A 17,422-nucleotide genomic window follows, 5' to 3' on the forward strand; every position below is an offset into this window, starting at 1 on the left:
CACGACCTGGCCGGGTCACGGGGTACGTGGCCCGGTCAGGTCGCGGGCGGCGGTGAGGAGTTCGGGCCAGTCCAGCGGGTCGGACTCGTCGTCGATGCGGTCGAGGAGTTCGTTGAGCGCGCCGGAGCCGAGTACGCCCTCAAGGACGACCAGCGCCGCGACGATCCTGCGCCCGCGCGGTGTGTCGCCCGCGCGCACGGTGTCCACGGCACGGATGTACGCGAGGTCGTCCGGCGCCTCGCGCCGGGTGTAGGAGACCCCTGCGATATCGATACGTCGGATATGTCCGGCGGGCACGCCGACCCCCTCTCCCGGGGGTCACCTCCCAGCATCGCACGTCCACCGCACGGAACGGCGGAGCCCGGACGGGCGCGCGTATTTCCCGAATTCGACTAGCATCGGGACATGACGGAACCTGCGCCTGTCACATTTCCCAACGGCCGGAAACTGATCTGCGACACGTGCGACAACGACGTCTTCGAAAGCCACCGCTGGAAACTCCAGACCACCGGCATGACTTTGTTCAATCTCGACTGGGCCAACCGGGACGCGACCTGTTTCGTGTGCACATCCTGCCGCCGCATTCATTGGTTCCACACTTGACCGGCGTTCCGCATTTGACCGGCGTTCCACGTTCAACCGGCGAGCAGCCGCCGGGTGAGGTCCGTGAGGTCGTCCAGGCGGACGACCTCGTGGTCGCGGGAGCCGGGCAGCGGCACGTGCAGCGGGGCGGTCCAGCGCTCCGGGATCGCCGCCAGGCCGTACACCGCGCCCGCCAGCCCCCCGGTCACCGCCGCCACCGTGTCGGTGTCGCCGCCGAGGTCGATGGCGGCGCGCAGCGCCTCCTCATAGCCGGACGTCGTCCGTAGCGCCCACACCGCCGACCCCAGGCACGGCCACACCGCGCCGTTGGGCTCCGTGGCCCGGCTCGGATGCCAGTCCTCGGCCAGCACCTTCACATAGCGGTCGCGCTGGTCGGGATCGACGGCGTCGAGCGCGTCAGGGATAGCGGCGAGCGGGTCGCCGCCGTCCAGCGCAATGCGCACCAGCTCATGGAAGATCGCGGTGCCCTCCCAGGTGGCCGGGTCGCCGTGGGTGAGGGCGGCGATCCGGCGGGCGGCGTCCATGGTGGCCGCCCTGCCCTGGGCGGCGAAGTGGACGGCGGAGGGCGTCGCGCGCATCAGCGAGCCGTTCCCCGCCGCGCGCGGGCTTATCTTGAAGTGGTGCGCGGCGGCCTTGTCCCAGGACCGGAAGCTGCTCAGGACCGACCGGGTCTGCAGGCCGATGTCCTTCGGACCGGCCTTGGCCCACCGCTTGAAGCGTTTGTAGATGTCGGGCAGGTCCAGCCCGCCGCGTTCCACCAGGGAGTACGCGACGTGCAGGGCCATCTGGGTGTCGTCGGTGGCCTCGCCGGGATCCCAGCCGCCGCCCCCGCACATCTCATCGCCCGCGCCCGGCTTCCGGAACCGCGCCGAGAAGACGCCCTCCGGACCGAACTCGAACGGCGCGCCCAGCGCGTCGCCCACCGCAGATCCGACGACCGCGCCCGCGGCCCGCGCGCTGTGATCCATGTGATCCATTGCGTCAAGGTACTCTTCCGTCGTACTTCGGGGGGCTATCGGTGTTCGGACGCCCATGTGTTCCCCAATGATTTCCGTACCCCCCGAGTCGTGATTTCCACCGATCGCCGTGGCGGCGAGAGTGTGCGCAGGACCATTGGCTCTCCTCGCGACCTCTTGGGAATCACATGCTCAACCGGCTTGGGAATCACCCGCTCAACCGGCGAGACGTGCTCGCGCTCGGCGGACTCACCGGCGCGGCGGCGCTGCTGCCCCCCGACAAGCCCGACAAGCCCGACAAGCCCGGCCGGCACGGCCCACGTCCCCGTCGCCTGGCGCACGTCCCCGCCTTCTCGGTGGAGATGCCGGTGCCGCCGGTGGCGAGGCCCGTCCAGGTACGCCCGGACGCCGACGTCTACCACGTGCGGATCAAGCCCGCCCGGGTCGAGATCGTCCCGGGCCTGCTGACCCCGGTGCTGTCCTTCGGCGGCGGCTTCGTCGGCCCCACCTTCCGAGCCAGGACCGGCCGCCGGTTGATCGTCAAGTACCACAACGACCTGGACCGTGCGGCCAACGTCCACCTGCACGGCGGGCACGTCCCCGCGGTGAGCGACGGCCACCCGATGGACGTGATCGACCCCGGCCGCTTCCGCGTCTACGACTACCCGAACACCCAGCAGGGCACCACGCTCTGGTACCACGACCACAGCCACCACACCGAGGCCCGCAACGTCTACGCGGGCCTGCACGGGTTCTACGTGATCGAGGACCCGGCGGAGGCGAGGTACGGCCTGCCCGGCGGCCGGTACGACGTGCCGATCATGATCAGGGACGCGCTGATCGGCCAGGACGGCGAACTGATCTACGACGTGCCCGACACCCGGACCACCCTCCTGGCCAACGGACGCCCGCAGCCCTACTTCAGGGTGGCCGCGAGGAAGTACCGGTTCCGGCTGCTCAACGGCACCACGCACCGGCTGTTCCGGCTGCGCCTGTCGGGCGACCTGCCGCTGATCCAGATCGGCTCGGACGGCGGCCTGCTGCCCGCCCCGCAGCGGCTGTCCGAACTGCTGATCAGCTCCGGCGAGCGGGCCGACGTGGTGGTGGACTTCTCCCGCCTCAAACCCGGCGATCAGGTGACGATGCACGACACGTCGGGCACGGTGCTGCGCTTCGACGTCGTACGCCGGGCCAGGGACCACAGCCGCGTGCCCGACGTACTGCGCCCGCTGCCGGACCTGCCCGAGGCGACCGTGACCCGCGACGTGGTCTTCAACCTCGACCTGACCACGCCCAAGTGGCGCTACCTGATGAACGAGCAGGAGTACGACCCCGACCGGGTGGACTTCCAGGTCAAGCGGGGCGCCACCGAGATCTGGCGGATCCACAACGCCGACACCGAGCGGGGCGGCATCAACCACACCTTCCACCTGCACCTGGAGCAGTTCCGGGTGCTGGACCGGGACGGCGAGCCGCCGTGGCCGACCGACCAGGGGCGCAAGGACACGATCTACGTCCCGCCGGGCGCGTCGGCCCGCATCAAGGTGCGCTTCACCGAACACCTCGGCCGGTACGTCTACCACTGCCACTTCCTGGACCATTCCTCGCTCGGCATGATGGCCCAGTTGCAGATCGTCCCGTGAGCACGCCGAAACTCGGGGCCGTGTCAATACCTCTCGGGTCAGATCTCGTCTGGACCTGACGCGGACGCGGCCCGCGGGCCGCCGCCGGGATCGTTGGCGGCATGCGACTTCAACGAACGCAGATCTGGGCGCTGGCCGTTCTCGGGCTCGTCGTGGCGCTCGCGCTGCTGCCGCTGCCGACGCTCCCCTACACGACGGGCTTCGCGCCGCACTGGGTGACCGTCCTGGCCGCCGCGCTGGGCGCGATCTTCGTGGTACGACCGCACCCGGCGGGGCTGCTGCCCGCCGTACTGCTGCTGTGGTCGGCGGGCGGCGTCGTGCTCGACGGCTTCCGTGCGTTCTTCGCCGTCACGGGGATCCCGGCGGGGGACTTCGCGCGGGTGGACTGGCCCGGGATGGCGCTGCGCGGGCTCAGCCTGGTGGGGTGCGCGCTGCTGGGCGCGCTGCTGCTGCCTCGCCTGAGGGTTCCGGGCGGGGCGTGGCTCGGCTACAGCGCGTTCGCGATCGGGTTCGTCTATCCGATGGTCAAGCTGTACTGGTTCCTGGGCGGTACGCTGCTGCGCCCGGCGGGCCATGCCGAGGGCTTCCCGTACGGCGAGCTGGTCATGCTGCTCATCGGGGCGGTGGGGTCGCTGGCCCTGGTGCAGAGGTGGGGGCGGCGGCTGCCGCGGCGGCTGGTGCTGGCGGGCGGCTGGGCGGGCGCTGCTATGTTGACCACCATGGGGGCCATGTCCGTTTTCGGTACGTTGTCGCAGGTGCTCGGCCTCACCCACGGGCCTGTTCCCCTGTCCGACCTCGCGGCGGTGGTGACGGTCGGGCTCGTGTACGGGAGCTGGCTGCTGTTCGGGCTGGCGGTCGGCGGGGCCACGCTCTCCTACCAGCGGGCGACGCCGTAGTGCCGCGGCGCGCGGACCTGGCCCTGGCCTTCGTCGCCGGGGTGCCGCTGCTGTCGCTGTCGGCGGTGGTGGCGGTCCTGTCGGTGCCGGGCGTCCGCGCGGCCCTGCTGGTGGGCGCCTGCGCGGTGGCCCACGCGGCCCTCGCCTACCGGCGCAAGGTCTGGGCGTTCCTCGTGGTCACCGCCGCCTTCGCCGTCCAGGTCGCGGTGACCGGGCTGTTCCTCGTCCTGCCGTCCGTGGCCGTCTTCCCGATCGCCGTCTACTCCTGCACCGCGTACGGCAGGCGCCTGCTGCCCCTGGCCGCCGGACTCGCCGGGGCCGGGGCGGCGGCCTACCGGTTCGCCCATGACCCGTCGGTCACCGGCGCGCACCTGGGGCCCGATCCGTGGCTCCTGCTCGGCCTGCTGGCCTCCCTGATGACGGCGGCCTGGGGGCTCGGGCTGTACCGGCGGACCCAGCTCGCCTACGTCGCGCTGCTGGAGGAGCAGGCCGAGACGACGGCCGAGCGGGCGACGCTGGCCGAGCGGGCGAGGATCGCGCGCGAGATGCACGACGTGGTCGCGCACGCCCTGGCCGTGATCGTCGCCCAGGCGAGAGGCGGCCGGTACGCGCCCGAGCAGGCCGCGCAGGTACTGGCCACCGTGGAGGAGACCGGCCGCCGGGCCCTGACGGAGATGCGCGGCCTGGTCGGCGTGCTCCGCGCCGACACCGCCCCGCTGGACCCGTCACCCGGGCTGGCCGACCTGCCCGCCCTGCTGTCCGCGTCGAGCGCGACCGGCCCCGTCGAGACGGGTACGGCCGGCCCCATCGGCCCGGCCGCCGAACTCGCCGCCTACCGGGTGGTCCAGGAGGCGCTGACCAACACGCTCAAGCACGCGGGCCCGGCGGCGACGGCCGACGTACGCCTGGACTGGACGCCTGACGCCCTGGTCCTCACCGTCACCGACGACGGCACGGGCCGCGGGACGACGGACGGCCGGGGGAACGGCCTGGCGGGAATGCGCGAGAGACTGTCGGCCGTGGGCGGCACGCTGGAGGTGGGGCCGCGCGAAGTAGGCGCCGGGTTCGCGGTGGTCGCCCGCCTGCCCTATCTGAAGGAGGGCATGTGATCCGGGTGTTCGTCGTCGACGACCAGGACCTCGTGCGGACGGGCACGGTCATGGTGCTCCAGGCGCAACCGGACATGCAGGTCGTGGGCCAGGCCCGCGACGGCGCGGACGCGCTGGCCCGGCTGCGCACGGTGCGGGCCGACGTCGTGCTCATGGACGTCCGCATGCCCCGCATGGACGGCGTGGCCGCCACCCGCGAACTGCTCGCGGGCGCTTCGGCGGCGCCGAAGGTGATCGTGCTGACCACCTTCGACCTGGACGAGTACGCTTTCGCCGCGCTGCGCGCCGGGGCCTCCGGATTCCTGCTCAAGGACGCGCCCGCCGAGGAGATGCTGGCGGCCGTGCGCACCGTGCACGAGGGCGACGCGGTCATCGCGCCCTCCACCACCCGCCGCCTGCTCGACCACGTGGCCCCCACCCTCCCCACGCCGGGGCCCGACCCGCTGACCGGCCGCGAACGCGAGGTCCTGCGCCACATCGCCATGGGACATACCAACGCGGAGATCGCGGGGCTGCTGTTCCTGTCAGAGGGCACGGTGAAGACGCACGTGGGCCGCATTCTGGCCAAACTGGGGCTGCGCGACCGCGTCCAGGCCGTCATCTGGGCCTACGAACACGGCCTGGCCCGTGGGCGCTGACGGCTGATGAACGGTCAGCCGGCGGGCCAGGTGATGGCGAGGGTCGTGTGCCGCTTCTCCAGCAGCGGGGTGGTGGGGGCGGTCGAGACGGACATGCAGGCGGGGTAGGCGTCGATGTGCAGGGTGTCGGTCATCGGACGTCCGGCGGCCAGCCAGGTACGCGCGTGCGCGGCGAGTTCGCCGGCCAGACGCGCGCCGTCCGGGCCGTACCCGCGCGCCACGACCTCCTCCACCTGCGACGGATAACCGACGCCCCAGCCCGCGTCCCGGCCGGTCTTCTCGGCGGTGAGCAGGGCGATGCCGCCGCCGTCCCGGATGCCCGCGGTCACCGACACGCCCTGCACGGTCAGCGGGCTGGGCGGCAGCCGGGTGCCCGCCGCCTCCGACAGGGTGCACCAGCGCGGTTCGTGCACGGCGAGCCACAGGCTGAACCCGTCGAACAGCACGGCGGGATCGACCGGCAGCCCGGTCGTCACGGCCTGCGCGGTGACCCGGCCCTCCAGCGCGCCGAGCACGCCGTCCGCGTCGCGCCCGTCGGGCAGGAAGATCGTCAGGCCGCTGTCGGGGTCCAGCACCTCGTACCGCTCCGGACCGGCCAGCGGGCCGCGCATCCGCATGAAACCGCAGGACAGCACGGAGACGCTGCGCCAGCGTCCGGACGTCTGGCGGTGCGCGCGCTCCAGCGCCACCGACCGCTGCACGCCGTACAGGTCGAGGGGGACCACGATCCGCCCGCCGGGCGCGAGCTGGTCCAGCCAGGCGGGCGCGAGGTCCCACGCGCCCACGGTCGCGATGATCCGGTCGTACGGCGCTCCCTCGGCGAAGCCCTCCGCGCCGTCGCTGGCCACGACGGTGACGCCGGAGTACCCCGCGTCCTCCAGGTTGGAACGGGCGGTCGCCACCAGGTCGGGATCGATGTCCACGCTGACCACCTCGCCGTCCGGGCCGGTCAGCGCGGCCAGCAGCGCCGCGTTGAAGCCGGTGCCCGCGCCGATCTCCAGCACCCGGTCACCGGGGCGTACGGCGAGCTGGCCGAGCATCGCCGCCATGATCGTCGGCTGTGAGGACGAACTGGTCGGCATGCCGTCCGCGCCGCGTTTGGTGACGATCGCCTCGTCGCGGTAGACCTGCTCGACCGGCGTCTCCGGCAGGAAGACGTGCCTGGGCACGGTGAGGAACGCCTCCGCTATCGCGTCGCCCACGCCGGTGTGCCTGCGCATCTCCGCGATGAGCGCCTGACGCATCGCCCTCGTCACGGCCATGACCATCCCTCTTCGTGCGTCTCAGCGGTTCTCTGTCCTGGACCACCGGCCGTTCACCGGCCGCTTCCGGTCTTCGTGCTGTGTGCCGGCCTCGTGCCGCCTCCGGTCCTCGTGCTGGTTTCGCGCGGGGCTTACCTCGTCCGTCATGACGTCTCGGCCAGCCGCTGGGATGACCGGACTTGTACTGGTATTTGCCGTTATAACGGATAGTGTTACGGATAGATACGGGCTTCGTCTTCGGCCTTGCTGAGAATCTGGGCGACGGTCTCCTCGGGCGTCAGGTCCGAGGTGTCCAGCCAGAGCCCCAGCCGGGGGGTTTCGGTGCGCAATGTCCGGTCCAGCGCCTCGATCGTCCAGATCCCGTACGCGTCCTTGGACCGCGCCGCCTCCCGCGCCGCCACCGCCGCCACGCTCGGCGCGAGCACGACCACGTACAGCGGCCTGGACTCGATCGCCGCCACCATCTCCGCCAGGTGCGGGCCGATGATCACGTCCTGGACCACGACCCCGAACCCCGCCCCGAAGTAACCGTCCGCCACCGTCGCGGTCAGCCGGTGCCGCAGCCGCAACTGCGCGACCGCCTCCGCCGACGGCTGCGCGGTCATCTCCTCCCGCCCGTTGACCACCATCCTGCGAAACACGTCGCCGCGCACGTGCACGGACCTCGGCAGCGCCGCGGACTCCGCCAGCAGGCCCGCCACCGTGGACTTGCCCGACGCCTGGATACCCGTGATCAGGAAGATCGATCGCATGGCGTGAAACCCTAGCCGCTGCCCTCCGCCGCCGACCTGCGGTTTTTCTCCGCGTGCGGCGACGGCCCAGGATTCTCGTCACGGTGTGCAGCGGATCAGGGTGCTCGCGCGTCCCTGGTTAGTGGACTTTGAGCAGTTCGTGCGTGCGCGCGGCGGAGCGCTGTACCGGTACGGCTTCGTGCTCACCGGCAACGCCCACGACGCCGCCGACCTCGTGCAGGAGGCGCTGCTGCGCCTCGACGGCGCGTGGCCGCGGGTGCGCAAGAAGGACGACCCGGAGGGCTACGTGCGCACGACGATGGCACGGCTCCACATCAGCTGGTGGCGCAGGCGCAGGCGCGAGGACCTGATGGCGACGGTCCCCGAGGCCGCGTACCACGACGGCGACCTCGACCGGGTGAGCGGCGACTCCGTGCTGTGGAACGAACTGCGGGCCCTGCCGCGAAAGCAGCGGACCGTCCTGGTGCTGCGCTACTACCAGGACATGTCGGACGCGGAGATCGCCGCCATGCTGGGCGTCTCCGCGGGCACGGTCCGCAGCCAGGCGTCACGGGCTCTGTCCAAGCTCCGGGTGCAGCGGCCCAGCAGGGCCGCGTTCCTCGGTGAGCTCGGTGAGCTCGGTGAGGTCGTCACCGCACGCGATTCGGGATGTGGTGCGTCATGAGGTGGAGATCGGAAGAGGAGATCGGCGGTGTGCTCAGGGGGATGGCCGAGCGCGCGCCCGAACCGGAGGGCGATCTCGTCCAACTGGTGGCCGGGCGCAGACGCCGCCGTACCTGCCGCCGGTTGCGAGCCGTCCTGGCCGCCGCCGCGGTCGTCGGCGTCATCGGCGCCGGTACGGCGCTGACCGCGCCCTTCGCCCACAGGGGCGGTGAAGGGCGCGACACCGCGGTCGCCCGGGACACCGGCATGCCCGACGACGCCGCCACCCGCAGCGGCCTGCGGCCGGGCGCGGGGCCCGCACCCGGGATGGCGTCCGAGGTGTGGCCGGCGGCTGTCACGACGATGCCGGCCGAGTCGGTGGACGGCTGGAGGTACCGCCCGGTCACCGCGCTCGGCCCGGCCGAGATGCTGCTCACCGCCGAGTCCTCGCTCGAGCGGGCGGCCCGCCTGGAGATCTACGACACCAGGGCGCGGCAGAGCCGGGTACTCGGCGAGATGCCCGCGCCGCCCGGCGTCTCCGGCTACTTCCCGCAGGACGTCGAGGTCGGCCCGGACCACATCGCCTGGTACGGCACCCGCCCCAACGACGACGCCGAATGGGCCGACCTGTGGGTGATGCCCAGGGGCGGCGGCATGGCGCGGCAGATCGCGCAGATCAGAGGCCCCATCGCCAAGATCACGCAGATCGCGGTGACCACGGATCACATCATCTGGTCCGTCACCGATGGGCAGACCCTCTACCGCGTCCCGCTCTCGGGCGGCGGCCCGGAAACCATGGCGGGGACCGACGGACTCACCCTCTACGCCGGGTCATGGGCGCATCGCGGCGCCGACCAACTGGTCAACCTGGAGACCTGGGAGAGCGTACGTCCCACCGACCCCTCCGGCGTGACCAGCGTCCGCTGCGGCGTGGAGTGGTGCATCGGCCGGTCCGGGGCCGGGCTGGTCACCTTCGCCGTCGACGGTACCGGCCGCAGGGGCATCGCGGGCGCAGCCGAGCACGGCGTCGCCGGGGGCGTCGCCGCCGACATCCACGGGCGCTTCGTCGAGATCGACGATGGCGGTCCCACCGTCTTCGACATGTCCACCGGCAAACGGGCCCGCCTCGGCACCAGGAACACCGAGGACGGCTACGGCGGAGGGAGCGGCACCTCCTCCAGCCCCACCTCGGTCCTCTACTGGCCGGCGACCAGGGAGACGAGTGGGTCGTGTCTCGATGAGGAGCGAGGTGGCACGGTGCCCTGCCCCGGGGCGGAGATCGAGGTCCTCAACCTCCTCGCCGTCCCCGGCGACTAGAGGGCTTCATCCCTCGCGCTCGCCGTAGTAGATCGCGGCCTGCACCCTGCTGCGCAGCCCCAGCTTGTTGAGCACCCGGCTGACGTGCGTCTTCGTGGTGGCCTCTGCCATGTCCAGCTCGCGGGCGATCTCCGCGTTGGACAGGCCGCGGCCGACGCACGCCAGTACCTCCCGCTCCCGCGGGGTCAGCGACGCGAGCGCCAGGGCACTGGGCGGGCTCGCGGGCCTGGGGCCGCGGTCGCGTTCGGCCGCATCCTCCCGCTCGGCGAACGTCGAGATCAGCCTGCGCGTCACCGACGGCGAGATGATCCCGTCGCCCCGGGCGACCAGCCGTACCGCCGACAGCAGCGAGTCGGCGTCGGTGTTCTTCAACAGGAACCCGGCCGCTCCTGCGCGCAGCGCCCCGTAGACGTACTCGTCCAGATCGAACGTCGTCAGGATCAGCACGTCCGCGACCCCGCCCAGCTCCCTGGCCGCGGAGATCCCGTCCAGGCGCGGCATCCTGACGTCCATCAGCACCACGTCGGGCCGCAACGCCCTGGCCATCGTGACGGCCTGCTCGCCGTCGGCCGCCTCACCGACCACCTCGACGTCGTCCGCGCCGCCCAGGATCAGCACCAGCCCGGCCCGTACCGCCGCGTGGTCGTCGGCGACCAGCACCCGGATCACCGCCACCGGTCAGCCCTCCGCGCCCGGCAGGGCCCCGGCCGTCGCCGGGAGTTCGGCCCAGACCCGCCAGCCGCCCTCGAACGGCCCCGCCTCGAACAATCCGCCCACCAGCGCCGTACGCTCCTTCATCCCGATCAGCCCGGTACCCGCCCCGGGCAGCCGCGCACGCCCGTTCGCGACCGGGTTCTCCACGGTCACCGTGACCCGGTCGGCCACGTAGTCGATCGCCACCTCGGCCCGCCGGCCGCCGTGCTTGAGCACGTTGGTCAGCGCCTCCTGCACGATCCGGTATCCGGCGAGATCGACGGAGGCCGGCAACTCCGCGGGCTCGCCCGACACCCGCAGGCACGCGTCCACCCCGGACTGCCGCGCCCGTTCCACCAGGTCCTCCGAGTCCGCCAGCCGCCGCCGGGTCGTCTCGCTCTGCTCGCCGCCGCCCTCCTGACGAAGCAGTTCGATCATGGCGCGCATCTCCGCCAGCCCCTGGACGCTGTTCTCCCTGATGCTTCCCAGCACCTTGTGCACGGCCTCGCCGTCCAGGTCACGGCGGGACAGCACGGCCGTGGACTGGATCGCGATGGCGCTGAAGTGGTTGGCGATCATGTCGTGCAACTCCCGCGCCATCCGGGCCCGCTCGGCGTTCACCGCGGCCCGCCGGTCGAGCTCGGCCAGCCGGGCCACCTGCTCGGCCCGCGCCCGCTCCGCCTGCGCCTGGTCCCGGTGCTGCCGCAGGATCACCGCACTGAACACCGGCGTGGTCAGCACCAGCCCGGCCTGCACGCCGGCGACCGCCACCCACCGCCAGTCCCACAGCACGACCCCGGTGACGCTGCCGATGAGGACGGCGAGCGTACAGGTGATCCACACCATCCACTGGGCCAGCCTGCGCGGGCCGTAGAGCGTGGCGGAGTACAGGTTGTCGGTGAATATCAGGATCGTGCCCAACGTCGGCCCGAACCACAGGTCGCCCGCCACCCCGGCCAACCCGAGCCCGAGCGCCACCAACGGCGCCCGCCGCCGTACCGCCACCCCGGCACAGACCAACGCCAGCGGCCCGGCCAGCACCCACGTCGGCGTATCGGACCACCACCACCCGACCGATGCCCCGGTCGCCAGCAAGACCAGCCCGCCCGCGAACGCCAAGCCGGCGGCCAGCAGATCCCGCCTCATACCCCCATCACATCATCTGTTTCCCCCGCCCCCCTCCCCACCAGGGATGGCCCCCCTACATCCAACGATGTACCCCCTTGCCGGAGGCCGCCCGCCGACCACGCCCGGCACCACCACCAGCGAGCAGATGGTAGAGTCTTCACGTCGCCACGAGGCGGCGAGCGGCTGTAGCTCAATGGATAGAGCATCTGACTACGGATCAGAAGGTTAGGGGTTCGAGTCCTCTCAGCCGCGCATCACAAAGACCCTGGTCATCTCCGCGATGACCAGGGTTTTTGCTTGCCGTCATCAACCGGTACTGTCCGGCCGTGTCCGGCTCTGATCGGCCGTATCCGGGTGATCCTTCCCAATGCCTTCCCGCGGGATGGGCCGCAGGACCTCGGCGATTCGGCGCATCGCGATCTCGTCATGGCCCGCTAGGCACTTCTCGTAGGTGCGGTGCAGGACTTCCACGCTGTTGCCTGCCCACTCGGCTACCTGCTTCGGCGATACGCCGGCGTTGAGCCACGTGGAGAGGCAGGCGTGCCGCAGATCGTACGGGCGTCTGGCCAGCGGTGAGGCGTACTCCCCGGGGCTCAGAGCCGCCCTGCGGGCGTTACGCCATATCCGCAGCACGGTGCTCTTGGCAAGCACACCGCCATGCGCACCGTGGAACACGCGCCCACCGGGGCCGGTGCCGCTCTCTTTGAGATGCCTGCGCAGGATGGCGACCAGCTCAGGGGGACAAGGAACGGGGCGGGTCTCTCCCTCGGCGCGGTGCTTGAGGCCGCGCGTGTCCCGCTGGTCTCCAGTGTCCGTCCATTCCCTGCCGACTTCGGGTGTTGCGCCGGTCAGGTAAAGCTCTCCCCACGTCTCTTCGGCATCGGGCAGTGTCAAGTCCTTCTGGCGTAGGTTGACGGCTTCTTCCGGTCGCAACCCAGCGAAGTACAGCGCGGCGAAGAACGGCATGAGCAGTGGGCCGCTCGGCTTCTGTTGTTCGACGGCGGCGAGCAGTGCGCGTGCCTGGTCAGGATTGACCACGGAGCGGCGGTCAACCTGAAAGGTCGTCTTGGTGATCTTCCATTTGAGGTCCGGGATAGGGTTCTTTTCGAGTAACCCGAGTTCCACGGCATAGCTGAGAGCGTTGGACAGGATGACGCGGTGCCGCCTGTTCGAGCTGGCGGCTACGCGCGTGCCGTTGAGTCGCGTTATCGCGGCATTGAGCAATGCTCGAACGGTGGTGAGGGTCGCCAGCGCCGAGACACGTAGGGAATGCCGTTCGACCCATTCGAGGATGGCGCGCGTTCCATCTGGACAGTTCTGGCGTTCCTTGGTGTTGAACCCCCAACGCCGGAGTGCGGTCCGGATGTCCTTGGCGTCATACGGGCTCGGGGCCGTGTCGAGCATGCCGAACGTGGCCATGGTGAGTGTGTAGGCGATGCCGGCGCGGTGCTTGGCGGATGCGTCGGCCCACTTCATGTCCACAAACTTGCAGGCAAAGGCGTACCAACCCATGTCGGGCCGGTCAGCGCGCGCCCAGGACAGGGGTTCTCCAGTTGCTAGGTCGAAGGCTTCGCCGTTCCGGGCTGCACTGACCAGCCTGCTTCGATACGCGTCGGCTTGGGCTTCCTTGGGGAACGGCCTCTTCCACATGCGGCCAGCGGTCTGCCAGAGGACGCGATAGGAGGTGACGACCCCCTTGGCATTCTTGCGCTTTTCCAGCTTGAAAACTCGGACGCTGAACGTCGTTTCGCCCATCAGGCCGCGTCCTCTCGGGCTTCCAGCCAGCGGTCAAGGTCGGTACGGCGGACGCGCAGGTCACCGTTGGGAAGTTTGATGCAGCGCGGGGCGCGGCGCTTCATGCGCCAGTCGTAGAAGGTGGATCGGGAGATCTGGAGTTCGGTGCAGACCTCGGGAATGGTGAGCATCGCGGGCAGGCGGGTGATGGTGGCCATGGCGGCTCGTTCCTTCCGGGTGTGGCGTGATCGGAAAGGGAGGTTTGGCGCCCTCGGCGGTCGTGCTTGGCGGCTTGTCGCCGAGGGGCCGATGACATGGTGGGAGGGAGTAGCCGTTTCAACCCGTTACAGCCGTAACATCGCAGCTCAGGGCCGAAACGGCTTGTTGCGGTGTTACGGGTTAAGCCGTAACAGGGTCGGAAGCCGTATCGCCTTGACCTGCGGTGTTACGGCTGTTACGGCTGTAGCGGCTTCCCCGCTCCAGATGCAGAACGTCGGCCTCTGGAGCGGGTTCGAGGGTCGGGCAGTAGCGCGCCCACGCGTCGGCGAAGTCGCCTCGGCGGTAGCCCCTCAGCGGACCATCGGGGAAGCGAATCGCGGCCGGGCGGATGTCGTATTCGCGCAGCATCGTGCCGAGTCGGATAGGTGTCAGGCCGGCCGGTCCGTGCTCGTTCCATTCGCCCTCGGGGTCGGCCTTGAGGCGTTCCAGGAGGACGGCGGTGGGCAGCGCCGTGTCGGCGCCGAATGCGGCGCGGCAGGCGGCCAGCAGCCGCACGCGTGTCGATGCCTGGTCGTTGTCGTCGGCCTCGGCGGTGAGCGCCAGGGCGGCGGCTCGGGCGCGCTCGGGCCAGGTGCTGGCGGCGTAGTCGGCGACGATGACCAGGGGTTCCCAGGTGTCGGCGGCGCGGTCTTCCACGGGCATGGCGGGTTCAGCCTCCTCCAGGGTGGCCAGGTCGGCGCGTAGCCACCGGTTGAGGTCGGAGGCCAGGTCGCGCAGCGGTGTGCGGTCGCGGCGGTGTCGGTAGGGTGCGGCGGTTTCGCCGGGGGCGCGGCGGCGCATGCGGACGACAACGGCGCGGTCTTCGATGGTGTCGGGCATGGCGCCGATGCCGGCGAGTGCGGCCATGGCGAAGGTCGGAATGCTTTCCACGCGGTTGGTGGCCGCGTCGTAGCGTTTGGCCGGCCGGTTGCGCTGGTGTCCGGCATTCAGCAGGCCGCGCAGGTCTTCGTTGCCGTCTGCCTTGGGGCCGAAGATGGTGTCGGCTTCGTCCACGAGCATGGTGGGCGGGTCGTCGGTGATGGAGCGGTAGACGGCGGCGCTGGATGAGTTGACGGTGATGAACGGGTTGTGGCAGGTGGCTTCCACGATGTCGAGGAGCCGGGACTTGCCGCACCGCTTCTCCGGGCCGCGGATGACCAGGCGGGGCGCGTGCGCCCACGCGGGTTGGGCGTGGGTGGCGGCGATCCAGAGCGTGACGGCGTCGGCGGCGTGGTCGGTGGGCAGGATCACATACCGGGCGAGGGAGGCGCGGAGTCGGTCGAGTAGGTCCGCGCCGGTGGGTGTGCGGTTGGGCATGGGTTCTCCCTTGGTGGTGCTTATGCGGCCATGCGGCGGGGTTGCGCCTTCTTCCCGGCGGTCAGCCCGGCGGCGATAACGGCGGCCAGCTCACGCGCTGTGCTGGGGGTGCGGTCGGTCACGCGCCGGTTGGCGACCTCGGCGGCGGCCTGCAACGCGCTGGTGACGACGTGTTCGGGGAGCACACCGCGGGTGACGAGTTGGCCGAGGTTGAATGCCGCGCGGTTGAGGGTGGTGTTGCGGCTTCCGCCGGGCGCGTCGGCGACGGCGGTGGCCTCGGCGCGTAGCGCGGCCTCGCCGTACCGGCTCAGCCGATGGCCCGGCAGGGCGGCGAGTAGGTCCGGGGCGTCGGCCGGTGGCGGTGGCGGTGGGGTCAGGGCTTCGGTGAGCCAGGCCGGTAGCGGCGCGGGTGGCACATCGCGCAGGATTTCGTATGGTCCTTTGCCGTCCGGCAAGCGGACGTAACTGCCGGGGCCGACGACTTGACCGCCCCACGCGCGGGTGTCGATCAGCCAGCCCAGGCCGCCCTTGCTGCCCGCGGTGTTGCGCAGCCGCACCCCCGGTGGGGCGGTGAAGTACAGGTGCAGCCCGCCGCGGCGGGTTCGCACGGTGAAGGTGTCGTCAGGGTAGGGCCGGTTTCGGCTTTGGCAGAGGAGGTGGAAGACCTCTTGCCCGCAGGTCGCACCGTGGCGGGCGGCCTCGGCGGGCGGGTCCTCGCCGGGTTTGGGCATGTCCAGGTCGATCACGACCAGCCCGGACGGGCCGCAGGCCACGCCGATGTTGTAGGGCGCACGCTGCCAGAACGCGGCGATGCGGTCGGGGTCGGTGGTCCCGTGGTGTTCCCAGTCGGTGAACCCGCGTAGCGGCATCTTGCCGCCGGGGGTGAGGGGGAACACCCGCCAGCCGCGGGCGGCGGCGGCCTGAGCCGCGGCGGGCAAGTCGAGGCGGGTGCTGTTCATGCTGCCTTCCAAGTCGGTGGCTCACCATCGATGCCGGGCAGTTCCGGTTGTCGGGGGGTGGTGTGCAGGCGGGTCAGGATGCGCTCGCGCCAGCTGGCGGCGTAGGTCAGGCAGTTGGCGCAGTTCTTATGGGTGTGGCCGGGTAGTGGGGGCTCGCGGCGGGCGGCGAAGCTCCAGGCCAGCGAGTCAGCCGAGGCGAGATGTTGCCCGTAGCGGTGCAGGCCGCCGGTCTTGACGCCAAAGCCGTGAAGCCGCAAACCTATGTGGGCAAGCGTGGCCACGATGCGGGCGATTTCAGTCGTGGATTGGCGGCGGCAGACCGACCCGAGCCCTACCCTTGGCAGGCTGGCGAGGTTCACGCCCGCCGAGGCGTACAGGTCGGCGCAGTGCAGGTAATCAGCCAGCTGCCAGCCTTGTAGGACGGGGATGAACGGCAGGTCGGGGGCGATGGCGCGTAAGTGCAGGTAGTTGGCCACCGTCCGGTGCTGGTGTTCGGTGATGCTCAACCCGGTGCGTTCCAGCATGACCGGCTCGCACATCCAATCTTGGGGAGCGGCGAAGTCCAGTTGGCCGATGGTGTCGGCGTAGCCGGCGACGGCTTCGGCGTAGGCATCGGGCGGGATGGTCCACCGGCCGTGCAGGGCAAGTTCGGTGAACCCGCCCGAGTCCAGCGCCCACCGGCAGCGCGCGATCAGGGGGCGGCGGCGCGGGCGGCGGGACAGTTGGCGGTGGCTGACGAACAGCGGGAAGGCGACCCGTTCCAGCCAGTGCGGCATGTGGGTGCCGAGGTAGAACACCACTGGCGGTCCGGGAAGTGGCGCAAGCGCGGCAGTGCCGGTGAGAGGGACCGGCCCTTGGCTCTGTCGGTGAGAACCGACAGCGGTTGTAGGTCTGAACCGACAGCGCCTGCCCGTAGCCGCCTGTCCTTGTCGCTGAGTTTTGACAGCACCCACGTACGGCCCGGTAGCTGGGAACACGTCGGCCGGCCGCTCTGGGCGCTATCGGTTCTCGCCAACATCGCACCGGGCCGAAGATCGCGGAGCGCTGTCGAAACTGGGCAACATCCGCTGCCAGCTCTTACCGACATAACCAGGCCCTGCCGTGGTGGTGTCAACGCCCCCCATTGGACGCCTTGCCCTTCCCTTCGGGTAGCCACAGGCCGGAACCACCGCAGCGGGGGCAGTGCCACAGCCGGAACGTGGCGGGTCGGTCGGGGGTGTAAGCGTCCAATGGGGTGGCCGGGTGGATGATCAGGGCGAGCCGTTCCCAGCCGAGGCGGATCACTACCTGACCATCGGCCAGCGGGGCGGGTGGGGCGGCTACCGGGATGGTGCCGATTCCGGCGATGCGTACGGCGTGGCCGGGCCGCAGCTCGGCGGCGCGGGTCGGTACGGGGTCGGGTCGGTGGGTGCGTATGCGGGGGTGGTTCGGTGTGGTGGTGGCTGTCATGCTGGAAGTGGCCTTCCTTTTGAAGGGTTCGTGGTAGGGCGGCCTCGGCGGGTTGCTTGCAGGCTG

General features: G+C 70.9%; 19 protein-coding genes and 1 tRNA gene. 8 read left to right on the forward strand and 12 right to left on the reverse strand.

The window, feature by feature from the left end:
• Nucleotides 1-15: 15 nt before the first annotated feature.
• A complete protein-coding gene (locus DP939_RS23185; protein ID WP_147268095.1) occupies nt 16-297 on the reverse strand; it encodes a hypothetical protein in 282 nt (93 codons plus the stop codon).
• Between the two features lie 108 nt (nt 298-405).
• Here DP939_RS23185 and DP939_RS23190 point away from each other — a divergent pair, with 108 nt between their 5' ends.
• The gene (locus tag DP939_RS23190) at nt 406-603 is read left to right on the forward strand and encodes a hypothetical protein (RefSeq protein ID WP_113982870.1); all 198 of its coding nucleotides are present in this window, start codon (nt 406-408) and stop codon (nt 601-603) included.
• 32 nt (nt 604-635) lie between these two features.
• On the opposite strand, the gene DP939_RS23195 is transcribed toward DP939_RS23190, so the two are convergent.
• Nucleotides 636-1,580, reverse strand: coding sequence for an ADP-ribosylglycohydrolase family protein (locus DP939_RS23195; RefSeq protein ID WP_225878439.1), 945 nt, complete (start codon nt 1,578-1,580; stop codon nt 636-638).
• Nucleotides 1,581-1,747: 167 nt separating this feature from the next.
• Between DP939_RS23195 and DP939_RS23200 the strand changes: the two genes are divergently transcribed.
• From DP939_RS23200 to DP939_RS23215, 4 genes are all read left to right on the forward strand, one after another.
• Entirely contained in the window at nt 1,748-3,202 is a 1,455-nt protein-coding gene (locus tag DP939_RS23200) for a multicopper oxidase family protein (RefSeq protein WP_113982871.1), read from the forward strand.
• A gap of 101 nt (nt 3,203-3,303) precedes the next feature.
• Complete coding sequence (locus tag DP939_RS23205) at nt 3,304-4,098, forward strand: hypothetical protein (RefSeq protein ID WP_113982872.1); 795 nt, start codon at nt 3,304-3,306, stop codon at nt 4,096-4,098.
• Nucleotides 4,098-5,207 (forward strand): sensor histidine kinase, encoded by a 1,110-nt coding sequence (locus DP939_RS23210; RefSeq protein ID WP_113982873.1) that lies wholly within the window; start codon nt 4,098-4,100, stop codon nt 5,205-5,207. The genes DP939_RS23205 and DP939_RS23210 overlap by 1 nt, the downstream gene beginning before the upstream one ends.
• On the forward strand, nt 5,204-5,845 hold the full coding sequence (locus DP939_RS23215; RefSeq protein ID WP_113982874.1) for a response regulator transcription factor: 642 nt from the start codon (nt 5,204-5,206) through the stop codon (nt 5,843-5,845). Before DP939_RS23210 ends, DP939_RS23215 begins: the two co-directional genes overlap by 4 nt.
• Before the next feature lie 14 nt (nt 5,846-5,859).
• Here DP939_RS23215 and fxlM read toward each other — a convergent pair whose 3' ends face one another.
• Complete coding sequence (gene fxlM / locus DP939_RS23220) at nt 5,860-7,107, reverse strand: methyltransferase, FxLD system (protein ID WP_158578667.1); 1,248 nt, start codon at nt 7,105-7,107, stop codon at nt 5,860-5,862.
• 212 nt (nt 7,108-7,319) lie between these two features.
• A complete protein-coding gene (locus DP939_RS23225) occupies nt 7,320-7,859 on the reverse strand; it encodes an AAA family ATPase (protein ID WP_113982876.1) in 540 nt (179 codons plus the stop codon).
• 85 nt (nt 7,860-7,944) lie between these two features.
• On the opposite strand from DP939_RS23225, the gene DP939_RS23230 reads away from it, so the two are divergent.
• A complete protein-coding gene (locus DP939_RS23230) occupies nt 7,945-8,523 on the forward strand; it encodes a SigE family RNA polymerase sigma factor (RefSeq protein WP_225878440.1) in 579 nt (192 codons plus the stop codon).
• The gene (locus DP939_RS23235) at nt 8,520-9,818 is read left to right on the forward strand and encodes a hypothetical protein (RefSeq protein WP_147268096.1); all 1,299 of its coding nucleotides are present in this window, start codon (nt 8,520-8,522) and stop codon (nt 9,816-9,818) included. The genes DP939_RS23230 and DP939_RS23235 overlap by 4 nt, the downstream gene beginning before the upstream one ends.
• 6 nt (nt 9,819-9,824) lie before the next feature.
• Here DP939_RS23235 and DP939_RS23240 read toward each other — a convergent pair whose 3' ends face one another.
• Nucleotides 9,825-10,487 carry a response regulator gene (locus tag DP939_RS23240; RefSeq protein ID WP_113982983.1) on the reverse strand — a complete coding sequence of 221 codons (663 nt, stop codon included), beginning with the start codon at nt 10,485-10,487 and terminating at the stop codon, nt 9,825-9,827.
• Between the two features lie 9 nt (nt 10,488-10,496).
• On the reverse strand, nt 10,497-11,657 hold the full coding sequence (locus DP939_RS23245) for a sensor histidine kinase (RefSeq protein WP_113982878.1): 1,161 nt from the start codon (nt 11,655-11,657) through the stop codon (nt 10,497-10,499).
• Nucleotides 11,658-11,818: 161 nt separating this feature from the next.
• Between DP939_RS23245 and DP939_RS23250 the strand changes: the two genes are divergently transcribed.
• Nucleotides 11,819-11,891, forward strand: a tRNA-Arg gene (locus tag DP939_RS23250).
• Between the two features lie 54 nt (nt 11,892-11,945).
• Here the strand turns inward: DP939_RS23250 and DP939_RS23255 are convergent.
• From DP939_RS23255 to DP939_RS23280, 6 genes are all read right to left on the reverse strand, one after another.
• A complete protein-coding gene (locus DP939_RS23255; RefSeq protein WP_113982879.1) occupies nt 11,946-13,394 on the reverse strand; it encodes a tyrosine-type recombinase/integrase in 1,449 nt (482 codons plus the stop codon).
• Nucleotides 13,394-13,591: a helix-turn-helix transcriptional regulator gene (locus DP939_RS23260; RefSeq protein ID WP_113982880.1), complete on the reverse strand. Its 198-nt coding sequence runs from the start codon at nt 13,589-13,591 to the stop codon at nt 13,394-13,396. The genes DP939_RS23255 and DP939_RS23260 overlap by 1 nt, the downstream gene beginning before the upstream one ends.
• Nucleotides 13,592-13,772: 181 nt before the next feature.
• Nucleotides 13,773-14,948, reverse strand: a complete 1,176-nt coding sequence (locus DP939_RS23265; protein WP_199565362.1) for a DUF3631 domain-containing protein — start codon at nt 14,946-14,948, stop codon at nt 13,773-13,775.
• A 20-nt stretch (nt 14,949-14,968) separates the two neighbouring features.
• Nucleotides 14,969-15,907, reverse strand: coding sequence for a bifunctional DNA primase/polymerase (locus tag DP939_RS23270; protein ID WP_113982881.1), 939 nt, complete (start codon nt 15,905-15,907; stop codon nt 14,969-14,971).
• Nucleotides 15,904-16,707 (reverse strand): deazapurine DNA modification protein DpdA family protein, encoded by an 804-nt coding sequence (locus DP939_RS23275; RefSeq protein WP_113982882.1) that lies wholly within the window; start codon nt 16,705-16,707, stop codon nt 15,904-15,906. Before DP939_RS23275 ends, DP939_RS23270 begins: the two co-directional genes overlap by 4 nt.
• A gap of 310 nt (nt 16,708-17,017) precedes the next feature.
• A complete protein-coding gene (locus DP939_RS23280; protein ID WP_113982883.1) occupies nt 17,018-17,356 on the reverse strand; it encodes a hypothetical protein in 339 nt (112 codons plus the stop codon).
• Nucleotides 17,357-17,422 lie beyond the last annotated feature (66 nt).

The sequence above is a fragment of the Spongiactinospora rosea genome (assembly GCF_003315795.1).
In the GTDB taxonomy this organism is placed as follows: Bacteria; Actinomycetota; Actinomycetes; order Streptosporangiales; family Streptosporangiaceae; genus Spongiactinospora; species Spongiactinospora rosea.